The organism is Actinoplanes sp. NPDC049265 (genome assembly GCF_043197135.1).
Lineage (GTDB): Bacteria > Actinomycetota > Actinomycetes > Mycobacteriales > Micromonosporaceae > Actinoplanes.
This window is the reverse complement of the sequence record NZ_JBICSP010000006.1, coordinates 241662-261431: the sequence shown is the minus strand read 5'-3', so window position 1 is coordinate 261431 and position 19770 is coordinate 241662. Positions and strand designations below refer to the sequence as shown.

The following is a 19770-nucleotide window of genomic DNA, read 5'->3' as shown; positions in this document are numbered from 1 at the left end:
GGCTCGGTTGCGGTGTGGCCGCACGTCCGCTCGGTTATGCCACCAACCGTATCGAAATAAGGACAGCTCACATTGGGTGACGTAAGACCCCGGCCGATCGCGATCGTGTCGCTGACGCTGTTCGTCGTCTCGGTCCTATGCCTGGTTCTCGCGCCGAAAGCAACGTGGCCGGAGTACCCAGGAATATTCTTCCATCTGTCCATCCTGGTGCTGACGTCGCGGATGACCGCCCCCGCGTGGGCGACCGCTAGCGCGTACCTGTGGGTCGGACTCGACGTGCTGACGGCGATCCTGATCCTCAACGCAGCACCGCACAACGTCGCCTGGCCGGCGCGGATGGCCGGACACATCTTCGCCGGCGTCTGGATCCTTACCACGTCGCTATGCACCCAGGTGACCGCCATCCGCGTCGTCGGAGTGGTCACCGGCGTCTGGCTCGCCGGATACTCGCTGGTCGCCCACGTCATCCCGGACACATACCTCAGGCCCACCGGGTTGCTGGTCCCGATCTGGCTGTTCTTGGTGGCTACGATGCTCAAGACTGGTCCAGCCTCACCGGACCGCCTCAGCCACGCTTCCCGCTGACCGGCCCAGCCAACGGCGGCCCCTGACGAACCTTTCGGGCGTACGCGAAAAGGGCCGCACCCTCGCCCAAGGATGCGGCCCTTCTCCTTCGGGGTAATGCCCTCAGTCCAGGGGTGATGCCCTCAGCTGAACTGCGCCAGGCGCTTCACCGAGCTGCCGTTGACGGTGGTGAAGGCGCCGCCGGCCGCCATCGCGCCGAAGCTCGAGGTGGTGGCCATGGTCAGGACGCCCTCGATGCCGTTGCCGTCGGCTCTCCAGGCCTGCAGCTTGCCGGTCGACGGCGCGAGCGCGGCCAGCTTGACGCGGTCGTCGGAGCCGTCCAGGCAGACGCCCTGCGGTCCGGTCCGGGCGGTCTTGCACGCCCGGTCGAAGTGCCCGCCGACGTAGACGGTGCCGCTGTAGTAGGCGATCGCCTGCGCGTCACCGTCGAACGTGGCCGTCCACTTCAGCGTCCCACCGGTCGAGTAGGCGTTGGCCTTGCCGCCCTGGCCACCGGCGGCCGCGTAGACGCCGTCCGGTCCGATCGCGATCCCGTACGTGATCACGGGGGCTTTGGGTTTGAAGCCGGTGACGATCGACGCCTTGGCCGGATCCAGGGCGACCAGCCGGTCGTACCCGGACGTGCCGTTGACCTTGTGGAACTTGCCACCGACGTAGATCCGCCCGTCGGTGGCGGTGATCGCTTCGATCTGATCGTCGGCGGTGGGCTTCCAGGAGCTGTCGAGGCTGCCGCTGCCCAGGCTGAACGCGGCCAGGCGGGTGCGGTTCTGGCCGTCCACGGCGGTGAACGCGCCGCCCAGGTAGAGCCGATCGGAGCCGGTGGCCAGCGCGTACGGCTTGCCGGTGAGGCTGTGCTTGAAGCTCGCGACCGCCCCTGTGACGGCGTCGAGCTTGGCCAGGCTGTCCCGGCTCTGGCCGCCGACGGAGGCGAAGTCGCCGGCCGCGTAGACCGCCGAGCCGCTGACGACCAGCGCCTTGACCCGCCCGTCGGCGGCGGGCGCCCAGCTCAGCAACTCACCGGTGCGCGCGTCGACGGCGGCGAGTCGGCTCCGGGCGATGCTTTTGCCCTTGACCACGGCCGAGGTGAAGTCGCCGCCGACGAAGAGCGTGTTGCCCGAGTACGCCACGGCCAGCACTGTCCCGTTGAAGCCGGGCAGCGCGTCCGGTGTGGTGGAGAACGCCGCCCAGGCCGGGATCGCGCCGGCCGTCACCAGCGCCACCACGATCGTCGTCCCAATGCCCCGATTGAGATATTTGCCCCTGTAAGTCACAAAATGACATTAACGCGAAGGTAAGGTACGTTCTACTGCCGAAACGGACTAATTGCACTGCCGGTTACGGTTGATCATGAACTGGCCGGACGGCCGATAGAGTGCGTCCTCGTGAACGTCGCGGTGCTCGGACTCGGCCTGATCGGCGGCTCGGTGCTGCAGGCGCTGGCCGCCGGCGGACATCGGGTGGTCGGCTTCGACGCCGACCCGGCGACCCGGGCCACCGCCCGGACCGCGGCCGCCCGAGCCCGCACCGGCACCCGGTGGGAGGTGGCCGGCACGGTCCGCGACGCGCTGGCCGGCACCGACCTGTGCGTGCTGGCCGTGCCGTTCCCGGCCCTGCCGTCGGTGCGGCGGGAACTGGACGGCTACCTGGGGCTGGTCACCGACGTCACCTCGATCAAGGGCCCGGTGCGCGAGCTGATGGGCGGGCTGCGGTTCGTCGGCGGGCACCCGATGGCGGGCAAGGAGACGTCCGGGTTCCGGGCCGCCGACCGGGGGCTCTTCGTCGGCTGCGCCTGGGTGCTCGGCCTCGAGCCCGAGACCGAAACCGCGGACTGGCTCGAGCTGGCCGCGCTGGTCACCGGGCTGGGGGCGCGGGTGGTGCCGGCCACGGCGGCCGAGCACGACCGCGCGGTGGCCGGCGTCAGTCACGTACCCCATCTGCTGGCCGCGGCCCTGACCGGCGCGATCGAGAACGACCCCCTCGCCGCGGCGCTGGCCGCCGGCTCCTTCCGGGACGGCACCCGGGTGGCGGCCACCCGGCCGGAACTGATCGCCGCCATGTGCGGGGGCAACGCGGCCGCCGTAGGTGAGGCCCTCGACGAGGTGATCCACACCCTGCGGGCTCTGCGTACGCAGCTGAGCGAGCCTGACCCGGTGGCTGCCCTCCGCCCGCTGCTCGCCCCGGCCAACGCCACCCGCTCGGCCTGGCCCCCCGTGCCCGGCGACCAGGCCGAACTGCCCGCCCGCAAGGACGTCCTGCTCCGCCTGGGCCGGGTCGGCGGCTGGGTCATCGGCGTCGACCGGCCACATCGAAAAGTCACAGCCATGCGGCCGGAAACTGACCGCAATCCCTCCTAACGTCATAGGCACCAGCCCCCAGTGGTAGCCCAGGGCGCTGCCCGGCCCGCGAATACGGCCCGGCCTGCCACTGAGTCGTGACGACGAAGGAGAACGAGATGCCCGGCCACACCCGTCCCGTCAGCGACGAACGCGACGGCCTCATGGCGTTCCTGGAACAGCGGCGCTACCTGCTCAAACTCACCGGATACGGTCTCACCCCGGAGCAGCTGCGGGCCACGCCGAGCGCCAGCGAGCTGAGCGTCGGCGGGGTGATCAAGCATTGCGCGTACACCGAAGCCGGCTGGATCGACACCGTCCTGCGGCGACCCATGTCCTACCCCGGCAAGCACGACTGGGACCAGCACTTCGACCTCGACGAGGGCGAAACCCTGGAGGACATCCTCGCCTTCACCGACCGGGTGGCCGCCGAGACCGCCCGGGCGGTGGCCGAGCTCGACCTCGACCACCAGGTCCCGATCGACAAGAGCGTGCCGTGGAACCCCCAGGAGTACGACCACTGGACCCTGCGCTGGGTCCTGCTGCACCTGATCGAGGAGATCGCCCACCACACCGGGCACGCCGACATCATTCGCCAGTCCGTCGACGGCGCCACCGCCTACACCCTGATGGCCGCGGCCGAGGGCTGGCCGGCCAACGGCTTCGTCACGCCCTGGAAGCCCGGCGTTCCCGCGTCCTGAGCCCCGCCGAGGGACGCGACGTGGGCCGACGCAGCAGGGGCCCCTCCCGGCCGGGGTTCGCGCCGCCCTTCGCTGAGGGCAGGCTGGTCGAAGAGGCCACCGACGGCACATCGACGTCCGGAGCGGGAAACAGATTCCGGCTCTGCTGAGCCGGACTCTCAAGACCTGACTACAGGCGGGTCGCGGTGCGGACCAGGGCGGCCAGGGCCCGCGACGTGCTGTGCGGCGGCCAGGCGATGACCGTGGTCACCTCGGGGGCGTCGAGCATCGGCACGGTGGCGTGCCGGTCGGTCAGATAGGGGCGGACCGACTCGGGCAGGACGACCGTCGTGCGGCCCAGTGCGATCAGCTGGAGGAGCTGGGCCTGGTCGTGGATCTCGGGGCCGGGGCCGTCGGGGCAGACGCCGTCGCGGGGCCAGCGGGCCATCGGCAGGTCGGGCCGGTCGGTGATGTCGGCCAGGCGCAGGTGTGTACGCGTGGTCAGCGGATGCCCGGCCGGCAGCACCGCCACCTGGGTCTCGGTGGCCAGTTCCTCGATGTCGAAGCCGGTCACCGAGTCGAACGGGGTATGCAGCAGCGCCACGTCGGCCCGGCCGTCGCGGAGCATGCCCTCCTGTTCGCCGACGCTGCACAGCACGACGTCGATGGGCCCGGCGTCGGGCTCGGCGGCGTACGCGTCGAGCAGCTTGGCCAGCAGCTCGCCGGCCGCCGCGGCCTTGGTCACCAGGACCAGCCCGGGGGTGCCGCTCGCGCCGGCCCGCCGGGTACGCCGCTCGGCCGCCGCCACCGCGTCGAGGGCGGCGCGGGCCTCGCGCAGCAGCACCGTGCCGGCCTCGGTGAGCGTGACCGAGCGGCTGGTGCGTTCGAGCAGATCCACTCCGAGGCGCCGTTCCAGCTGGCGGATCGCCCGGGACAGCGGCGGCTGGGCCATGCCGAGGCGCTGGGCGGCCCGGCCGAAGTGCAGCTCCTCGGCGACGGCGACGAAGTATCGCAACTCGCGCGTCTCCATAGCGGCAAAGCTACCGCGGCTTCGATACCTGTGGGGTATCGGTGCGTACCCAAGCGGTGTTGGAGCGATCGGCTCACGGTGACGAAGGTCGAAGGCATGAGCGAACAGACAGTCGCGCTGGTCACCGGCGCGAACAAGGGCATCGGGTACGAGATCGCGGCCGGCCTGGGTGCCCTCGGCTGGAGCGTCGGGGTCGGCGCCCGGGACGAGGAGCGGCGCGAGGCGGCCGTGGCCAAACTGCGCGCGGGCGGGGCCGACGCCTTCGGTGTGCCGCTGGACGTGACCGGCGCCGCGACCGCCGCGGCGGCCCTGCTCGAGGAGCGCTACGGGCGGTTGGACGTGTTGGTCAACAACGCCGCGATCACCGGCGGGATGCCGCAGGAGCCGACCCTGGTCGACCCGGGGACCATCCGGACGGTCGTGGAGACCAACGTGATCGGCGTCGTCCGGGTCACCAACGCGATGCTGACGCTGCTGCGTCGCTCCCGGTCGCCGCGCATCGTCAACATGTCGTCCACGGTCGGCTCGCTGACCCGGCAGACCGACGGCACCTTCGACACGGGGCCGATCGGCGCCGCGTACCCCACCTCGAAGTCCTTTCTCAACGCGGTCACCGTTCAGTACGCCAAGGAGCTCAGCGACACCAACATCCTGATCAACCTCGGCTGTCCGGGTTACGTGGCGACCGACCTCAACGGCCACCGCGGCTACCGCACCCCGCAGCAGGGCGCCGCGATCGCGATCCGGCTGGCCACGTTGCCGGACGACGGCCCGACCGGCGGTTTCTTCGACGACGACGGCGTTGTTCCGTGGTGATCGGCGGGTAAGTTGCGCCCGTGCCCACCCTGGTCTCCCTGTTGCTGCTGGCCGGGGTGCTGGCCTTCGCGGTCGTGCGGCCGCGCGGTCTGCCCGAGGCGGTCGCCGCGGTGCCGGCCTCGATCATCGCGGTGGTGGCCGGGCTGGTGCCGTGGCCGGACGCGTGGCGGGAGGTCCGGAGTCTCGGGCCGACCGTCGGCTTCCTGGCCGCGGTTCTGCTGCTGGCCCATCTGGCCGACCGGGCCGGCGTGTTCCGCTGGGCCGGCGCGCTGGCCGCCCGGTCCAGTCGCGGTTCGCCGACCCGGCTGCTCGGGCTGGTCTTCGTGATCGCGGCCGTGGTCACCGCGGCGCTCAGCCTGGACGCGACGGTCGTGCTGCTCACCCCGGTGGTGTTCGCGACGGCGGCGCGGCTGCGGATCAGACCCAAACCTCATGTGTACGCGTGCAGCCACCTCGCCAATTCGGCCTCGCTGCTGCTGCCCGTCTCGAACCTCACGAACCTGCTGGCGATGAGCGCCGGCGGCCTGTCGTTCCTGCGGTTCGCCGGGTTGATGGCGGCGCCCTGGGTGGCCGTGGTGGCGGTCGAGTTCGCGATCCTGCGCTGGTATTTCGCCGGGGATCTGCGGGTGCGGCGGCCGGTCGAGCCGGTCGAGCCGGAGCCCGCGCCCCGGTACGCGCTGGCGGTGCTCGGGGTGACGCTGGCCGGGTTCGTGGTGGCCGGGCCGCTGGGCGTGCACCCGGCGTGGATCGCGACGGCCGGGGCGATTGCTCTGGGCGTACGGCAGAAGGGTCTGACGCCGAAGTCGCTCCTGGCCGCCGCCAATCCGTGGTTCTGCCTTTTCGTCTTCGGCCTGGGGATCGTGGTGCTGGCGGCGGCCCGTGGCGGATTCGGACGGCTGATCGATCGGCTGGCGCCGCACCATTCCGGAATTCTGGGTCTGCTGGCCATGGCCGGATTGGCGGCGGTGCTCGCCAATCTGCTTAACAATCTGCCGGCCACGCTGATGTTGCTGCCTTTGGCCGCGCACGACACCGGCCTGGTGCTCGCCGTTTTGCTGGGCGCGAATATCGGACCCAATCTGACCTATGTCGGTTCGCTCGCGACGCTGCTGTGGCGGCAGATTCTGCACCGTCGCGGCGAACCGCCGGGGACCGGGGAATTCCTCCGGCTGGGGGCGCTGACGGTGCCGGCCTGTCTGCTCGTCGGGGTGGCGGCGTTGTGGCTGAGTCTGCGAGTGTCGGGCGTATGAGGACCCTCGTGTGGCTGGCCGACGGCACGTGGGAGACGTGTGTCGACGCCGCCCGCGAGCAGCCCGGCGAGGTCACTCTGCTCTATGTGGTCGACAGCGCCACGATCGCCGCGTTGAGCGGCCCGGCCGCCCTGCTCGGCCGCAACACGCCCGGACCGGGCGATGAGATGTTGGCCGAGGCCGGGGAGGCGGTGCTAACCGCGGCCGAGCGCCGGTTGGGCCGCGCGTGCCGGCGGGCCTTGCGCTGGGGCCGGCCGGAACGCGAAGTGGTCGCGGCCTGCACCGACGCCGATCTCCTGGTGCTGGCCCGGGACGGTGACCGGCTGGTCCTGGGGCCGCGCAGCCTGGGTCACGCCACGCGCTTTGTGGTCGACCACGCGCCCTGCTCGGTTCTGCTCGTCTGGCCCTAGTTGAACAATCGGTAGTGGCACAAACACGTTCCGGTCTGGCGGTTGGACGTCCTACCTCACGCATTGTGAAAAATCCGGTCCGCGCCCGAAACCCCGGAACGGGGCTCTCAGGGTCTTCACAGCATGATCAAACCGGCTGCTCACGTGTCGATGACGTGACGGTGCCGTTTCGTCGCGACGGATGCATTCGTTCGCGATGCTCTGACCTGCGTATATTACGACGTGTGACGGGATCGAGACTGACCAAAGACAACGGGGTGGATGCAAGATGTCGCGGACAAGTCCGGCCTGTCGGCCGATGTTTCCCAACCTGGTGGTGAAGAAGTTTCACGAACCCGCCCCGGTCGAATCTGTCGATGTCTGTCATAAAGTTGACCCGTGAGAGTTGAGCATCACTGGTGGAATGGTGACGCCCGCCTTGCACGGCGGGACGTCTACGTCAAGACCGACGGCAGCCTTTGGGAAGTGGAAGCCCAGATGGGTGGCCCTGAGGGCAAATCGAAGGTCCAGCAGTGTCCGGGAAAGGCCTCGGCCATGATCCTGGCGGACGCGTGGCGCGGTTCACGCTGGCAGTGGCGCAAGCTCTAGAGCGCCGGATGCCGGGCTGAGCCACACGCTTGACCTCAATGGCTTGGCCCCAGTTCGATCGAGGCCGGATTCCCTTTGCGGGGTCCGGCCCGATTGCTTTAGGCAGGTGGCATGCTGCCCGACGCCGGCCAGGTCCTGCATTTCTCCGAAGACCCCACGATCACCGTTTTCCGGCCGCACGTCGCGCCGACGTCGCGCGAGACCGAGCCATACGTCTGGGCCGTCGACGGCCAGAACGCGCCGTCCTACTGGTTTCCCCGCGACTGCCCCCGGGTGTGCAGCTGGCCCCGGCCGGACGCCACCGGGGCCCGGGTGCACGCCATCGAGTACGCCTGGCTCGACCGCCTGCGTACCGTGCGCCTCTTCGCCTATCGCTTCCCGGCCGGCCAGTTCCGGCCGATCGGAAAGCCCTATCCGCACGCCTGGGTGAGCACCGAGGTGGTCCGGCCGCTCGGGCCGCCCGAGGAGACCGGCGACCTGCTCGCCGCGCATGAGGCGGCCGGCATCGAGTTGCGGCTGCTGCGCCATCTGCGGCCCTACATGGACTCGGTGGTGGCCAGCGGCCTGCGATTCAGCGGCATCCGGCTGCGCAACGCGGCCCGGTCGGGCTGACGGACGTCGTGTCCGGCCGGGTCCGTTTGTGCCGTTCTAGCCTGGATTGCCACTGATCCAGAGGGAAAGCGGATGGGGATGCTAGCCACGACTTCTGACCACCGATCCGACGTCGCGGTGCTCAGGCTGAGCGGTGAGCTCGACGCCGACACCTCGGCCAAGCTGCACGCCACGCTGGCCGACCTGCTGGACCGGCCGGTGCCGCGGATCGTCGTGGACCTGGCCGACCTCAAGTTCTGCGACTCGGTCGGGCTGAGCGCGTTCATCACCAGCAAGCAGGTGATCACGACGCGGGGCGGGTGGCTCAGCTTCGCGTCGGCCAGCCCGTTCCTGCTCAATTTGATGGCGACGGTCGGCCTGAGCAAGTACTTCGCCATCTTCCCGTCGGTCGAGGATGCGATAGCGGCCGCGGAGTTGTGAACCCAGACGTGATCGCGGTCACCACGCTGGCCGCCACGCCCACCGAGGTCGGTCTGCTGACCAGCCCTCGGCGGCGTCCTGATTCAGGCTCGACTACGGGATCCGCCCGCTCGGTGCGATCGTCGGCGGCGTCCTCGGATCGCTCGTCGGCGTACGTCCGGCCCTGGTCATCGCCGCGGCCGGCGGGGCGCTGGTCGGCCTGTGACTGCTGCCCTTGCCGATACCGCGACTGTTCTCACCGGCCGACCTGGATCCGGTCCACCCGGTTGCTCCACAGCCAGCCTGACCAGCCGTCCGGCACCTGGCGCATGGCCTCGGCGTCGTCGAAGCCCTCCGACCACGGGCCGTCGCCGGCGACCAGGACCACCCGGGTGTCGGCGTCGCGCATCCGGTCGACGAACCGATTCGGCCAGCCCCAGAGGAAACGGCCATAACGCTGCGGCAGGTGCAGCTCGGTGTGGCGGCACGCGTCGGGCACGTGGCCGGTCCAGCCGATTCCCTCGTACGCCAAAAGGCAGTTCTTCATTGTCTGTTTGGATGCGCTCCGGACCTTTCCACCCACGACGACGTCGCCCCCGCCGTACACCGCGATGGTCTCGAGGCGCTCCGGCGGCAACGTGTCGAGGAACTCGCGCAGACGCCCCGCCTCGGCCGCGTCGTCGTTCTTGAGGTCGAGGAGCAGCTCCCGGCCCGGGAAGGCGGCGACCACCTCCGGGACGGTGACGAGCATTCCCCGGCCCTTGCCGCGCAACGGGAAGGTGGCGCCGTGGTCGGCCGTGTAGCCGTACCCCAGGTCAAGCTGGCGCAGCTCGGCCAGCGTGTGCTCCTTGACCGTGCCGCGGCCGTCGGTCCGGCACTCGAGCGTCGAGTCGTGGAAGACGACGAGCTGGTTGTCGGCCGACACCTGCACATCGAACTCGACCGCGTCGGCGCCGGCCGCGAACGCCGCCCGCATCGACGGCAGCGTGTTCTCGATGTAGGCGTGGTCGGGCGGGTTGATCCGGGTGGCCGTACACGTGTCGTTGCCCACACCGTCGAGCGGAAAGGTCTGCGCGATGCCGCGGTGAGCCAGCAGCTTCGGCCGCCCCGCGCCGTTCCCCGACCGGTTCCCGACGTAGAGCCCCGCCGCGATCAGCACCATCACACCCGGGATGACCCAGCGCTTCTTCACCTTCACGGGCGGCATTCTGCCCCACACGATCGAGCCGCAGCGGCTACAGTCCCTCGCCGATGCATCGATCAACGGGGAGCTGAACATGGAAAACAACGAGGCGCCGGGGCCGGACCCCACGGCGCCGCAGTCCTCTACCCCGCCCTCCACCCCTCCGCCGCCATCCCCCTACGCCCCGCCGCCTTCTACCCCTCCGCCCCCCTTCACACCGCCCTCGGGCCCACCCGTGCCGCCGGCCTTTCCGCCCCCGGGCCAATCTGTGCCGCCGGCCTTTCCGTCCCCGGGCCAGCCCGTGCCGCCGGCCTTTCCGCCGCCAGGCCAGCCCTTGCCGTCGCTGTCTCCTTTGCAGCAGCCGGCGCCGGCCCCGCGGAAAACCTCCCGCAACGTGTGGATCGCAGTCATAGCCGTGGTCGGCGTCCTGGCCGTGGCCTGCTTCGGAACCGTCGCCTTCGGCCTGGCCCGAGGCATCCGGGCCGCCCACAACGCTTCGGAGTCACTGAACGACCCGTCCTCCGGCGGCCTCTCACCCTTGACCGAGCCGTCCTCGGCGCCACCCACCACGGCGGCCCCCCACAAGCCCCTCAACGTCAGCGGATCCGTCCCCGCCGGCTCCAAGGCCAGCTCGACCAGAGTGCGCGAGGCCAAGGACCTGGAGCGAGTCTGCGACCACTGGTACTACCCCAAGGCCCCGAAGTACACGACGGAGCTGTCCCCCCACCCCATCTCCATCAGCGTCCGCGAGCGCAAAGACCTGCCGTACCGGACGACGGTGGGCTACCTGGACATCCCGTTCGAGTCTCCCGCGGCCATCAAGGACGCCTGGCAGCCGAAGGACTTCTCCAAGGTCCAGCTGGTGGCGTGCGTTGACCTCGTCACCACCAAGACCCCCAAGGTCAAGACCTGCCCCATCGACAAGCCCAAGCCGTCGAAAATCGACATGAAGGAGGGCCGCTACCGCCTGACCCTCTACGAGACGGCCACCCGCAAGAAGCTCTTCGAAACCCGCCTGACCGGCGAGGACGAAACCTGCCCGCTGTTCATCCTGGTCGGCGAGGACCGCTCGGTCTATTCGACCGTCGACGACCGGCAGCTGACCGACACTCTGCGCCGCTTCGTCGAGGGATAGACGGCTCCGTGGTTCGGCCGTCGAATTGGCCTGGCCGAAGGTGAATAGTAAGCCCCGGCGAGGGTCTCGCCGGGGACCAGGTTGAGGATCTAGGAAGATCGACCGTTCCGCAGTCCCAGATGCAGGGCGAGGGCTTCGCGAAGCGGTTCGTGCAAGGTGACGGGAAGCCGGCCGAGGCGCCGGCTTACGCGTGCCACGTCCACGGCGCGGATCTGTTCCACCTGAATCTTGGATTCCGCCGTGAGGCCGGTCCGGTCCTGGTCAGAAGCGATCAGAACCTGGAACGGGTAGACCTTGGTGACGTTGGAGGTGATAGGCGCGACCGTGATGACGCCACGGCCGAATTGTTCCGCGGCACGGTTGGCGCCGTCGTTGCTGACGATGACTGCGGGGCGGACCTTGTTCGCCTCGCTTCCCGCGGCCGGGTTGAGGTCGACCTGTATGACGTCGCCCCACCTCACGACGAGAGGCCGTCGGGGGTGGCGGCGTCCCACAGTTCCGCGTCGGATGAGTCAGCCCACGCGCTGAACGCCTCGGCATACTGATCGGCGAGTTGCCGCTCACGCAAGAGAGCGACCGCCTCGTGGAGGGTGGCCGAACGGTTCTCTCCCTGTTCGTCGAGGAACCTGACATCCTCCTCGGGGAGGCTGACGCTTATCTTCATAGGCAGATCCTACCTTTGGTGGCACCCGGAGTGCCACCAAAGGTAGGAGTGGTCGTGCGCCCGACTGCCGACATGTGGGTCGGCGGCGTGGGGTCCTCGCCTTGTCCCATCGCGCGGAGGTGCCAGAGGGGCCCGAGAACCAAGAAGGCCGGACCGCCGGGCCCGGCCTTGCATGTTCTGCTGGCGGAGGATACGAGATTCGAACTCGTGAGGGTGTGAACCCAACACGCTTTCCAAGCGTGCGCCCTAGGCCTCTAGGCGAATCCTCCGTCCGACAGGATACAGACCACCGTCGCCCGGGTTTCTGGCGGGAGGGCCGCACAGCCGGACGCCGGGGCCGGGTAGGCTAGCTGCCAGCCCCTCGTGCGGCGTCATCTTGTGAACCTCCCCAGGGCCGGAAGGCAGCAAGGATAAGCGAGCTCTGGCGGGTGCACGGGGGGTCCTTTCGTGTCGAGCCCCCGGCACGTTTGTTTCTGTCACACCCTCGGCGGACAATGGCGCGGTCGTCGAGGAAGGGGCAGGCGTGGCTCTCGCGCTCTACCGCAAGTACCGTCCGCGGACCTTCGCCGAGGTTATCGGGCAGGAGCATGTCACCGAGCCGCTGTCGCAGGCGTTGCGGAGCGGGCGGCTGCACCATGCGTACCTCTTCTCCGGGCCTCGTGGCTGCGGCAAGACCTCGAGCGCGCGCATCCTGGCTCGCTCGCTGAACTGTGAGCAGGGTCCCACCCCGGAGCCGTGCGGGGTCTGTGCCTCCTGCAAGTCCCTGGCCAACGACGGCACCGGGTCGATCGACGTGATCGAGATCGACGCGGCCAGCCACGGCGGTGTTGACGATGCTCGTGAGCTGCGGGAAAAGGCGTTCTTCGCGCCGGCCAGCAGCCGGTACAAGATTTATGTCATCGACGAGGCGCACATGGTCTCGTCGGCCGGCTTCAATGCGCTGCTCAAGCTGGTCGAGGAGCCGCCGGAGTACGTCAAGTTCATCTTCGCGACGACCGAACCGGAAAAGGTGCTCGGCACGATCCGGTCCCGGACGCATCACTACCCGTTCCGGCTGATCCCGCCGGCCGTGCTCCGACCGTACCTGCAGCAATTGACCGAAGCCGAAGGCGTCCATGTCGATCCGGCCGTCTTTCCGCTGGTCGTCCGGGCCGGCGGGGGTAGCGCGCGCGACACACTCTCAGTGCTCGACCAGCTCATCGCCGGCGCGGGGCCGGCGGGTGTCGACTACGCGCGCGCGGTCGCCCTGCTCGGTGTGACCGACGTCGCGCTGATCGACGAGATGTGCGACGCGCTGGCCGCGGGGGACGGCGCGGCGGCGTACGCCACCATCGACCGGGTCGCCGAGGCCGGCCACGACCCGCGGCGGTTCGCGTCCGACCTGCTGGAACGCTTCCGTGACCTGATCGTCCTGCAGCAGGTTCCCGACGCGGTGGCGAAGGGCCTGATCGACGGCCCGGCCGACCAGCTCGACGCGATGGGCGCGCAGGCCACCCGGCTCGGCCCGGCCCAGCTCTCCCGCAGCGCCGACATCGTGCACAACGGCCTGGTCGAGATGCGCGGCACGACCGCCCCGCGGCTGCTCCTCGAGCTGATCACGGCCCGGATGTTGCTGCCGGGCGCCGACGATTCGCACGGCGCGCTGCTCCAGCGTCTGGAGCGCATGGAGCGGCGACTCACGCTTTCCGATTTTTCCCAGGTACGCCCGGACGACGCGACTCCGTCGCTCCCCGACGCCAATGCCGGTGGCGGCACCGGCTCAACCCCTCCCGAGGCCGGCACCAGCCCCCAGCCCTCCGGCGCCCCCGCCACCTCTACCAGCGGTGGCCTCAATGCCGCCCGAGCCGCAGCCGCCGCCGCCAGCCGCCGAGCCCCCGCCGGCGGCCTGCCCACCGCCCAGCGCCCCTCCACACCCGCCGCGCCTTCCACCCCGTCCCCAGCCCCTTCCGAAGCCCCGCCTTCCGCCCCACCCACGACGGCCGCCGCTGCGCCCGCCACCTCTCCTTCTACGGCCGCGCCCGCCGCCCCGCCGGTCAGTGCTCCTCCGGCCTTCGGACAGGCCTCGGCCCCGGCTCCCGCGCAGACCCCGGCTTCCGTAGCCCCCGCACCACCGGCGTCGGCCACGCCTTCCGTGCAGGCCCAGGCTCCCGCGCAGGCCCCGGTTTCCGCCCAGCCTGCGTCGGCCACCCCGCCGGCCGTCCCCGGCGTACCTTCCGCGAGCGCCTACGACGAGGACGAGTGGCCGGACGAGCCCCCGCACTACGACGACGAGGCCCCGCCCGCGCGCCCGGTCCCGCCGCAGGCCGCGCCCACCTCCGGCGGCGCTCAGCCCCCACGTCGCCCCGACCCCGGCGCTATCCTCCCCGACGCCCCGGATGACGGCGTCGAACCGATCGCTTCCGGTCAGCTCACGGCGGCCGCGGTCCGTGAGGTCTGGCCCGAGATCATCACGTCGGTCAGCCGCCAGAGCAAAAAGGTGGCCGCCCTGGCCTCGGGTGCGACGGTCCGCGACCTGGACGGCCAGACGGTGGTCCTCACGTTCCGCTTCCCGGCGCACGCCAAGATGGTTGCCGACCAGCCTCAACTCCTGGTCGACGCGCTCTACGAGACGTTGGGCGGCCGCTGGCAGATTCGCTGCGAGGTGGCCGGCGAGGGGGGCCCGGCCCCCCGTACCGCCGCCTCGAACCGTGGCCCCGCCCAGCCCGCGCCGACCACCCAGAACGGTCCGTCCCACAACGGCCCGAACCAGCGCGAGCCGTCCGCCCAGCCGACCCGCCAGCGCGAGTCAGCCCCGAGGCGCGCGCCCCAGCCACCCGCCGACGACAGCGACGACTGGCCAGAACCGGTCCGCCCAGCCCAACCCAGTGCCGACCGCCCCGTTCCAGCCCAGCCCGCCGCCGCCAGCGCCGACCGCCCCGCTCCAGCCGCCACTAGCGCCGAGTCCGATTCAGCCCAGTCCGCCGGCGTCGACCGCTCCGATCCAGCCCAGCCTGCCGCGGCCGGTGGGGACTGGCCCGAGCCCGCCCGACCACCGGCGTCAGGCGATGACTGGCCGGAACCGGCCCGCCCGGGAGCCGCCGCTTCGCCCCCGCCCGAGGACGACACCGCGTGGCCGGAGCCCGTCCGCCCAGGCAGTGCCGCACCCGCGCCAGCGCCCCGACCGGCGCCCACCACAGCAGCCGCGCCGGCCGACGGACCAGAGCCGGGCCCGACCGGTCCGTCCACCGGCCTGGCGGCGGCCCGCGCCGCAGCCTCCGGAACCGCCGCTCCGGCCACCCCGACGCCGCGCCCCAACGCCGCCCCGACCGCTGCCACCCCCGACCAGCCCCCACCCCGGCCCGCCGCTCCGGACCGGACACAGTCCCGGCCCGCGCCGGCCCCGGACCGGACACAGTCCCCGGCCGCGCCCACCACCCCGGACCGGACCCCGGCGAGGCCCGCGCCCAGCCCGGGCCTGGCCGCCGCCCGAGCCGCGGCCGCCGCCAGCGCCGGCCGCCAGACCGCCGCCAAGACCAGCGCCACGCCAGGAGCCGCCCAGCCGCCGGCTGGGCCCGCGAACGCCCCGACGCAGCCGGGCGCCAGCGCCTGGCCGGACGGCTCACCCGCCGACGAGGCCCCGTACGACCCGGAGTTCGACGGCCCGCCGCGGTCGTTCGACGGCTTCGACCCGGGCGACGAACCGCTCGACGACGTCATCGACGAGAAGAGCGCACGCCAGAACAGCGAGCAACAGGCCATGGACCTGCTGCGGCAGGCGTTCGGGGCGGAGAAGATCGGCGAGACCACGAGCTGACCGTGTGGCCGGTGGTGTCGATGTGACCACTACGCTGGTTGGGACTTGCACACGACTGAGTAGGAGCGACGCGATGCGCCCCGGTGGACAGCCGAACATGCAGCAGATCATGAAGCAGGCGCAGAAGATGCAGCAGCAGGTCGCTCAGGCTCAGGCCGAGCTGGCGGCCGCCGAGCTGACCGGTACGGCCGGGGGTGGCCTGGTGTCCGTGGTGATCACGGGGCTGGGGGAGTTCAAGTCGATCAAGATCGACCCCAAGGCTGTGGACCCGGAGGATGTCGAGACGCTGGAGGACCTGGTGCTCGCGGCCGTGCACAACGCCGCTGAGGCGCAGCGTGAGCTGACCGAGCAGAAGATGGGCCCGGCCACCGGCGGGCTCCAGCTCCCGGGCTTCTAGGCAGGCGACGGGTGTACGAAGGCGCCATCCAGGACCTCATCGACGAGCTGGGCCGGCTGCCGGGCGTGGGCCCGAAGTCGGCTCAGCGGATCGCCTTCCACGTCCTGTCCGCGGATCCGGCCGACGTGAACCGGCTGGCCACCACGCTTCGCAAGGTGAAGGAGCTGGTGCGCTTCTGCACGATCTGCTTCAACGTGGCCGAGTCGGAGCAGTGCCGGGTGTGCCGCGACCCGCGGCGCGGCAACGAGGTGCTGTGTGTGGTCGAGGAGCCGAAGGACGTGGTGGCGATCGAACGGACCGGTGAGTTCCGGGGCCGTTACCACGTGCTCGGCGGGGCGATCAATCCGCTGGAGGGTATCGGTCCGGACAACCTGCGCATCCGGGAGCTGATGGCGCGGCTGAGCTCGGGTGAGGTCAAGGAGCTGATTCTGGCCACCGATCCGAACACGGAGGGCGAGGCCACCGCTACCTATCTGGCGCTGATGGTCAAGCCGATGGGTATCGCTGTGACCCGTTTGGCGAGCGGTCTTCCGGTTGGTGGTGACTTGGAGTATGCCGACGAGATCACCCTGGGTCGTGCCTTCGAGGGCCGCCGTGCGGTGTAAGTGACCTGGTGAGACGGGTGGGAACGTTGGGCCGAAACGGCCCGGCGGCCCTCAACTGTGCGTTACTTTCTTGTCGCGAAGGGCTTTGTCACGCTGCCGTCACGGCGCGGCCAGGAAACGATAAACGGACCGAAAGCCTATTGACCGATGGGCGGGATTACGTGAGCGTTCCTCTCACGGCGGCGGCGTAACCCGTCCGCTGGTTCGTGTCCGCGTCGGCAACCACCATTGCCGGGGCTGGCCGCACCATCCACGTACGCGAACAACCGATCGGTTGCCCGCGCTGCGGGGCCGGTCGATCTCGCGGTCAACTACCGCGGCGGCGGCGTCGTGGCTGGTGGCCGGGGAGAGGACCGGAAGCTTCATGGTCGTTGGGCCCGGCACGGCCACAGACCAGGTTCCGCTGGCGCCGGATCCCGCGCCTGGCGGAGCGGTCGTGACCAAGCAGATCGAGGGTCGATCGCTCGGCCGGATCGCCTGGAACCGCCTCAAGCGCGACAAGGTCGCGATGGGCGGTGGCATCGTTGTCATCTTCCTGATCCTGGTCGCGGTGTTCGCGCCGTTGCTGGCCGACTGGTTCGGCTCGCCGCCGAACGAGTTCCACCAGGATCTGATCGACGTCAACACGCTCGCACCCAAGGGCGGCACCGGCATTTCCGGCGAGCACATCTTCGGCGTCGAGCCGCAGAACGGCCGGGACATCTTCAGCCGGGTCGTCTACGGCGCCCGGATCTCGCTGCTGATCGCCTTCTTCGCGACGATGCTGTCCACGTTGATCGGTTCCACGCTGGGCGTGATCGCGGGCTTCTTCGGCGGCTGGGTCGACACCCTGATCAGCCGGCTGATGGACGTCTTCCTGGCGTTCCCGCTGCTGGTCTTCTCGATCGCGCTGGTCGGCGTGGTCCCGGACACCGCCTTCGGGTTCACCGGGGACGGGCTGCGGATCTTCCTGCTGATCTTCATCATCGGCTTCTTCAGCTGGCCGTACATCGGTCGCATCGTCCGCGGTCAGACCCTGTCGCTGCGGGAGCGTGAGTTCGTGGACGCGGCCCGCAGCCTGGGCGCGCGGGCGCCGCGCATCATCTTCAAGGAGATGCTGCCCAACCTGATCGCGCCGATCCTGATCTACGCCACGCTGCTGATCCCGACGAACATCCTGTTCGAGGCGGCCCTGTCGTTCCTCGGTGTGGGCGTGCGCCCGCCGACGGCGAGCTGGGGCGGCATGCTCTCGGACGCCTCGCGGTTCTACACCATCTGGCACTTCATGTTCTTCCCCGGCATGGCCATCTTCATCACCGTGCTCGCCTTCAACCTCTTCGGTGACGGCTTGCGGGATGCCCTCGATCCGAAGGGCCGGCGCTGATGCGACGCCCCGAGGAAAAGACTTCTGCTCCAGCCAGGCGGTCCGGTCCCGGGCCGTCCCATCAGGGAGGTTGCTACAAGTGATCCGCAGAAACAGGGTGCTGGCGGCCGCGACGGCCGTCCTGGCACTCGGATTAACCGGCGCGTGCGGCGGCGGAGACGACGATTCGAACGGCGGTTCGAGCTCGGCCAAGCCCGAGTTCAACGCTGCCCTTTCCAAGGTGTTCAACGCTTCGGACAAGAAGGGCGGAACGATCCGCCTGGCCAACTCCGGCGACTGGGACACCCTTGACCCGGGCGAGACCTACTACGGGTACTCGTGGAACTTCCTCCGGCTGTACGGCCGGAGCCTGCTCACCTTCAAGGTCGAGCCGGGCAAGGGCAGCAACGAGCTGACCCCCGACCTGGCCGAGGGCCTGGGTACGCCGTCGGACGGCGGCAAGACCTGGACCTACAAGATCCGGGCGGGCATCAAGTACGAGGACGGCACGGTCGTCAAGGCCGCCGACGTCAAGTACGCGGTGCTCCGCTCGGTCGACAAGGAGACGTTCCCGAACGGCCCGGCGTACTTCGAGCAGTTCCTGAACCTGCCGGCCGGCTACAAGGGCCCGTACAAGTCGAAGGGTGTGAACACCGACTCGGCGATCACCACCCCGGACGACACGACTGTCGTCTTCCACCTGAAGCAGGCCTTCGGTGGCTTCGACTACCTGGCCGCGCTGTCGCAGACGGTCCCGGTGCCGGAGGCCAAGGACACCGGCGCCAACTACAAGCAGCACGTGATCTCGTCCGGCCCGTACATGTTCGACACGAACAACCTGGGCAAGGACTTCGCGCTGAAGCGGAACCCGAACTGGGACCAGGCCAGCGACCCGATCCGCAAGGCGCTGCCGGACCGCTTCGAGGTCTCGCTCAACGTCAACGCCGACGACCTGGACAACCGGCTGCTCTCCGGCGACCTGGACATCGACGTGGTCGGCACCGGTGTGCAGCCGGCCGCCCTGGGCCGCGTGGTCGGCGACCCGACGCTGAAGGCGAGCACGGACAACGTCCAGCAGTCCCGCCTCTGGTACACCTCGATCAACGGCAACGTCGCGCCGTTCGACAAGGCCGACTGCCGCAAGGCCGTGGAGTTCGCCGCGGACAAGACCGGCTACCAGACCGCGTACGGCGGCCCGCTGGCCGGTGGCGACATCGCCACCACGCTCATGCCGCCGGCGGTTCCCGGCTACCAGAAGTTCGACCTGTACCCGTCGCAGGACGGCAAGGGTGACGTGGCCAAGGCCAAGGAGGCGCTCGCCGCCTGTGGTCAGCCGAGCGGCTTCGAGACCAACATCTCCTACCGGGCCGAGCGTCCGAAGGAGAAGGCGACCGCCGAGGCGCTGCAGCAGTCGCTGGCCCGGGTCGGCATCAAGCTCACGCTGAAGCCGTTCCCGCAGGGTGACTACTTCTCCCAGTACGCCGGTAACCCGCCGTACGCCAAGAACAACAAGCTGGGCCTCATCGTGAACGGCTGGGGCGCCGACTGGAACGACGGCTTCGGCTTCCTGTCGCAGATCGTCGACAGCCGGGTCATCCGGGAGACCGGTGGCTCGTCCAACGCCAGTGTGCGGGACCCGGAAGTCAACAAGATGCTCGACGCCGCGGTCGCCAACACCGACACCTCGGCCCGTGAGAAGGCCTGGGGCGAGATCGACAAGAAGGTCATGGAGGACGCCTACATCCTCCCGGGTGTGTACGCCAAGGCGCTGCTCATCCGTCCGAAGAAGCTGACCAACGTGTTCGTCAGCGAGGCGTACGCGATGTACGACTACACCGCGCTCGGCGTGGCCTGATCCGGGCCGGAACACACACGATAGGTAGGTGAAGGCAGCAGGCGGCCGGTCCGGGGGACTCCTCGGGCCGGCCGTCTAGGCCACGAACCGATG

At 70.1% G+C, this 19770-nt stretch carries 20 protein-coding genes, 1 tRNA gene and 1 other RNA gene; 16 read left to right on the top strand and 6 right to left on the bottom strand.

The features are described 5' to 3' along the window. Positions 1 to 72: 72 nt before the first annotated feature. Positions 73 to 585: a hypothetical protein gene (locus ACGFIO_RS17855; protein ID WP_392827339.1), complete on the top strand. Its 513-nt coding sequence runs from the start codon at positions 73 to 75 to the stop codon at positions 583 to 585. 122 nt (positions 586 to 707) lie between these two features. Here ACGFIO_RS17855 and ACGFIO_RS17850 read toward each other — a convergent pair whose 3' ends face one another. Further along, positions 708 to 1856, bottom strand: coding sequence for a PQQ-binding-like beta-propeller repeat protein (locus ACGFIO_RS17850; RefSeq protein ID WP_392827338.1), 1149 nt, complete (start codon positions 1854 to 1856; stop codon positions 708 to 710). A gap of 111 nt (positions 1857 to 1967) precedes the next feature. Between ACGFIO_RS17850 and ACGFIO_RS17845 the strand changes: the two genes are divergently transcribed. Both ACGFIO_RS17845 and ACGFIO_RS17840 read left to right on the top strand, forming a co-directional pair. Continuing rightward, entirely contained in the window at positions 1968 to 2939 is a 972-nt protein-coding gene (locus ACGFIO_RS17845) for a prephenate dehydrogenase (protein WP_392827337.1), read from the top strand. A gap of 77 nt (positions 2940 to 3016) precedes the next feature. After that, positions 3017 to 3619 (top strand): DinB family protein, encoded by a 603-nt coding sequence (locus ACGFIO_RS17840; RefSeq protein ID WP_392827336.1) that lies wholly within the window; start codon positions 3017 to 3019, stop codon positions 3617 to 3619. Positions 3620 to 3788: 169 nt separating this feature from the next. Here ACGFIO_RS17840 and ACGFIO_RS17835 read toward each other — a convergent pair whose 3' ends face one another. Continuing rightward, entirely contained in the window at positions 3789 to 4628 is an 840-nt protein-coding gene (locus ACGFIO_RS17835) for a LysR family transcriptional regulator (RefSeq protein ID WP_392827335.1), read from the bottom strand. A 96-nt stretch (positions 4629 to 4724) separates the two neighbouring features. Here ACGFIO_RS17835 and ACGFIO_RS17830 point away from each other — a divergent pair, with 96 nt between their 5' ends. The 6 genes from ACGFIO_RS17830 to ACGFIO_RS17805 all read left to right on the top strand — a co-directional run bounded on the left by ACGFIO_RS17830 (position 4725) and on the right by ACGFIO_RS17805 (position 8724). Then, a complete protein-coding gene (locus ACGFIO_RS17830; RefSeq protein ID WP_392827334.1) occupies positions 4725 to 5444 on the top strand; it encodes an SDR family oxidoreductase in 720 nt (239 codons plus the stop codon). Positions 5445 to 5464: 20 nt separating this feature from the next. After that, the gene (locus ACGFIO_RS17825) at positions 5465 to 6694 is read left to right on the top strand and encodes an SLC13 family permease (RefSeq protein ID WP_392827333.1); all 1230 of its coding nucleotides are present in this window, start codon (positions 5465 to 5467) and stop codon (positions 6692 to 6694) included. Further along, positions 6691 to 7104 (top strand): universal stress protein, encoded by a 414-nt coding sequence (locus tag ACGFIO_RS17820; RefSeq protein WP_392827332.1) that lies wholly within the window; start codon positions 6691 to 6693, stop codon positions 7102 to 7104. The genes ACGFIO_RS17825 and ACGFIO_RS17820 overlap by 4 nt, the downstream gene beginning before the upstream one ends. A gap of 378 nt (positions 7105 to 7482) precedes the next feature. Continuing rightward, positions 7483 to 7692, top strand: a complete 210-nt coding sequence (locus ACGFIO_RS17815) for a hypothetical protein (RefSeq protein ID WP_392827331.1) — start codon at positions 7483 to 7485, stop codon at positions 7690 to 7692. Between the two features lie 111 nt (positions 7693 to 7803). Beyond that, a complete protein-coding gene (locus ACGFIO_RS17810) occupies positions 7804 to 8304 on the top strand; it encodes a DUF6886 family protein (RefSeq protein WP_392827330.1) in 501 nt (166 codons plus the stop codon). A 72-nt stretch (positions 8305 to 8376) separates the two neighbouring features. Then, on the top strand, positions 8377 to 8724 hold the full coding sequence (locus ACGFIO_RS17805) for an STAS domain-containing protein (RefSeq protein WP_392827329.1): 348 nt from the start codon (positions 8377 to 8379) through the stop codon (positions 8722 to 8724). A 235-nt stretch (positions 8725 to 8959) separates the two neighbouring features. On the opposite strand, the gene ACGFIO_RS17800 is transcribed toward ACGFIO_RS17805, so the two are convergent. Further along, complete coding sequence (locus ACGFIO_RS17800; protein WP_392827328.1) at positions 8960 to 9901, bottom strand: glycerophosphodiester phosphodiesterase family protein; 942 nt, start codon at positions 9899 to 9901, stop codon at positions 8960 to 8962. 379 nt (positions 9902 to 10280) lie between these two features. On the opposite strand from ACGFIO_RS17800, the gene ACGFIO_RS17795 reads away from it, so the two are divergent. Next, the gene (locus tag ACGFIO_RS17795) at positions 10281 to 11021 is read left to right on the top strand and encodes a hypothetical protein (protein WP_392827327.1); all 741 of its coding nucleotides are present in this window, start codon (positions 10281 to 10283) and stop codon (positions 11019 to 11021) included. Between the two features lie 89 nt (positions 11022 to 11110). Here ACGFIO_RS17795 and ACGFIO_RS17790 read toward each other — a convergent pair whose 3' ends face one another. The 3 genes from ACGFIO_RS17790 to ACGFIO_RS17780 all read right to left on the bottom strand — a co-directional run bounded on the left by ACGFIO_RS17790 (position 11111) and on the right by ACGFIO_RS17780 (position 11954). Next, complete coding sequence (locus ACGFIO_RS17790; protein ID WP_392827326.1) at positions 11111 to 11482, bottom strand: type II toxin-antitoxin system PemK/MazF family toxin; 372 nt, start codon at positions 11480 to 11482, stop codon at positions 11111 to 11113. Further along, positions 11479 to 11685 (bottom strand): hypothetical protein, encoded by a 207-nt coding sequence (locus ACGFIO_RS17785; RefSeq protein WP_392827325.1) that lies wholly within the window; start codon positions 11683 to 11685, stop codon positions 11479 to 11481. Before ACGFIO_RS17785 ends, ACGFIO_RS17790 begins: the two co-directional genes overlap by 4 nt. 181 nt (positions 11686 to 11866) lie before the next feature. Further along, positions 11867 to 11954, bottom strand: a tRNA-Ser gene (locus ACGFIO_RS17780). An 86-nt stretch (positions 11955 to 12040) separates the two neighbouring features. Between ACGFIO_RS17780 and ffs the strand changes: the two genes are divergently transcribed. The 6 genes from ffs to ACGFIO_RS17750 all read left to right on the top strand — a co-directional run bounded on the left by ffs (position 12041) and on the right by ACGFIO_RS17750 (position 19677). After that, an RNA gene (gene ffs / locus ACGFIO_RS17775) (signal recognition particle sRNA small type) lies at positions 12041 to 12130 on the top strand. Between the two features lie 78 nt (positions 12131 to 12208). Continuing rightward, a complete protein-coding gene (locus tag ACGFIO_RS17770) occupies positions 12209 to 15478 on the top strand; it encodes a DNA polymerase III subunit gamma and tau (RefSeq protein WP_392827324.1) in 3270 nt (1089 codons plus the stop codon). A gap of 97 nt (positions 15479 to 15575) precedes the next feature. Beyond that, positions 15576 to 15875, top strand: coding sequence for a YbaB/EbfC family nucleoid-associated protein (locus ACGFIO_RS17765; protein WP_392827468.1), 300 nt, complete (start codon positions 15576 to 15578; stop codon positions 15873 to 15875). 11 nt (positions 15876 to 15886) lie between these two features. Continuing rightward, complete coding sequence (recR, locus tag ACGFIO_RS17760) at positions 15887 to 16480, top strand: recombination mediator RecR (RefSeq protein ID WP_392827323.1); 594 nt, start codon at positions 15887 to 15889, stop codon at positions 16478 to 16480. A 436-nt stretch (positions 16481 to 16916) separates the two neighbouring features. Next, a complete protein-coding gene (locus ACGFIO_RS17755; RefSeq protein ID WP_392827322.1) occupies positions 16917 to 17843 on the top strand; it encodes an ABC transporter permease in 927 nt (308 codons plus the stop codon). Positions 17844 to 17922: 79 nt separating this feature from the next. Then, positions 17923 to 19677, top strand: a complete 1755-nt coding sequence (locus tag ACGFIO_RS17750; RefSeq protein WP_392827321.1) for an ABC transporter substrate-binding protein — start codon at positions 17923 to 17925, stop codon at positions 19675 to 19677. Positions 19678 to 19770: the final 93 nt, after the last annotated feature.

Excerpts from the sequence above, each read along its gene's own strand:
- ACGFIO_RS17785 (WP_392827325.1), bottom strand. The coding sequence starts at position 11,685 with ATGAAGATAAGCGTCAGCCTCCCCGAGGAGGATGTCAGGTTCCTCGAC.
- ACGFIO_RS17810 (WP_392827330.1), top strand. The coding sequence starts at position 7,804 with ATGCTGCCCGACGCCGGCCAGGTCCTGCATTTCTCCGAAGACCCCACG.
- ACGFIO_RS17835 (WP_392827335.1), bottom strand. The coding sequence starts at position 4,628 with ATGGAGACGCGCGAGTTGCGATACTTCGTCGCCGTCGCCGAGGAGCTG.
- ACGFIO_RS17765 (WP_392827468.1), top strand. The coding sequence starts at position 15,576 with ATGCAGCAGATCATGAAGCAGGCGCAGAAGATGCAGCAGCAGGTCGCT.
- ACGFIO_RS17830 (WP_392827334.1), top strand. The coding sequence starts at position 4,725 with ATGAGCGAACAGACAGTCGCGCTGGTCACCGGCGCGAACAAGGGCATC.
- ACGFIO_RS17805 (WP_392827329.1), top strand. The coding sequence starts at position 8,377 with ATGGGGATGCTAGCCACGACTTCTGACCACCGATCCGACGTCGCGGTG.
- ACGFIO_RS17820 (WP_392827332.1), top strand. The coding sequence starts at position 6,691 with ATGAGGACCCTCGTGTGGCTGGCCGACGGCACGTGGGAGACGTGTGTC.